The organism is Rhodococcus sp. 14-2496-1d, assembly GCF_002259365.1.
Classification (GTDB): domain Bacteria; phylum Actinomycetota; class Actinomycetes; order Mycobacteriales; family Mycobacteriaceae; genus Rhodococcoides.
Window position 1 is genome coordinate 1 of the sequence record NZ_NPFV01000042.1, and the last position, 1,442, is coordinate 1,442.

Sequence of the window (1,442 nt, forward strand, 5' to 3'; positions counted from 1 at the left end):
GCTTCGGCGAGGGTGGGGGCGGCTGTGTCCTTGTCGGAGAGTTCGTAGGTCAGGGGCGATCCGTCGCGTGCGGTGGTGGGCCAGTCGATGCCCAGGGCGGGGTCGAGTGGGTTGATGTCGCGGTCCAGGTCCGGGGTGTACTCGAGGCTGCACAGGTACATGACGGTCGAGTTGTCCTCGAGCGAGAGGATGGCGTGGCCGAGTCCTTCGGACAGGAACACTGCTCTGCGGTCGATGTCGTCGATCAGCACGCTGTCCCACTGCCCGAAGGTCGGTGACCCGACGCGGAGGTCGACGATCACGTCGAGGAACGCTCCGCGGGCGCAGGTGACGTATTTCGCTTGTCCGGGTGGGTTGGTGGTGAAGTGGATTCCACGCAGGACCCCGGCTGCGGAGACCGAGCAGTTCGCCTGCAACAGGTCCAACGACCGCCCGGTGGTCTCGGCGAAGAGGCCGGCTTTGAACCATTCGAAGAACACACCGCGATCGTCGCCGAACTGGCGTGGGGTGTACTCGTAGGCACCGGCGATGCTCAACTCGCGAAAGCTCATGCTCGGTGTCCTCGGTCGATCAGGTCCAGCAGGTAGCGGCCGTACCCGGATTTGACGAGTGTCTCCGCGCGGGCGCGCAGTTCGTCGTCGGTGATGAATCCGCGTCGCCACGCCACCTCTTCGGGGGACCCGATCTTCAGGCCCTGACGTTGTTCGATGGTGCGCACGTAGTTCGAGGCGTCGAGCAGCGAGTCGAAGGTGCCGGTGTCGAGCCAGGCGGTACCGCGCGGGAGGACTTCGACCTGGAGGCGGCCGGCCTCGAGGTAGTGGCGGTTGACGTCGGTGATCTCGTATTCCCCACGCGCGGACGGCTGCAGGTCGCGGGCGATGGCGATGACGTCGTTGTCGTAGAAGTACAGCCCCGGGACGGCGTAGTTCGATTTCGGGGCGGCGGGTTTTTCTTCGAGGGAGATGGCTTTTCGGTTCGCATCGAATTCGATGACGCCGTAGGCGGTGGGGTCGGAGACCTCGTAGGCGAAGACGGCTCCGCCGTCGATGGTGTCGAAGCGAGACAGTTGGGTGCCCAGGCCGGGGCCGTAGAAGATGTTGTCGCCCAACACCAATGCCGCGGAGTCGGTGCCGATGTGGTCGGCACCCAACACGAACGCCTGGGCGAGGCCGTTGGGCTCGTGTTGGACCTTGTAGGTCAAGTCGATGCCGAATTGGGAGCCGTCACCGAGCAGACGCGTGAACTGGTCGGCGTCCTGGGGTGTGGTGATGACGAGGATCTCGCGGATCCCGGCCAGGATCAGAGTCGAGAGCGGGTAGTAGATCATCGGTTTGTCGTAGACCGGGACCAGCTGCTTGCTGACGCCCATCGTGATCGGATGAAGACGCGAGCCCGTGCCGCCCGCCAGAATGATTCCCCGCATGACGGCGAAGTCTTCCAGA

Annotated in this window: 2 protein-coding genes; both read right to left on the reverse strand. The window is 64.6% G+C overall.

The features are described from left to right. Positions 1–551: dTDP-4-dehydrorhamnose 3,5-epimerase family protein (locus CH296_RS28170; protein WP_094686266.1), on the reverse strand; the 551-nt coding region annotated here is incomplete at its 3' end. After that, the gene (gene rfbA, locus CH296_RS28175) at positions 548–1,423 is read right to left on the reverse strand and encodes a glucose-1-phosphate thymidylyltransferase RfbA (RefSeq protein WP_045198019.1); all 876 of its coding nucleotides are present in this window, start codon (positions 1,421–1,423) and stop codon (positions 548–550) included. The genes CH296_RS28170 and rfbA, both read right to left, overlap by 4 nt. Positions 1,424–1,442: the final 19 nt, after the last annotated feature.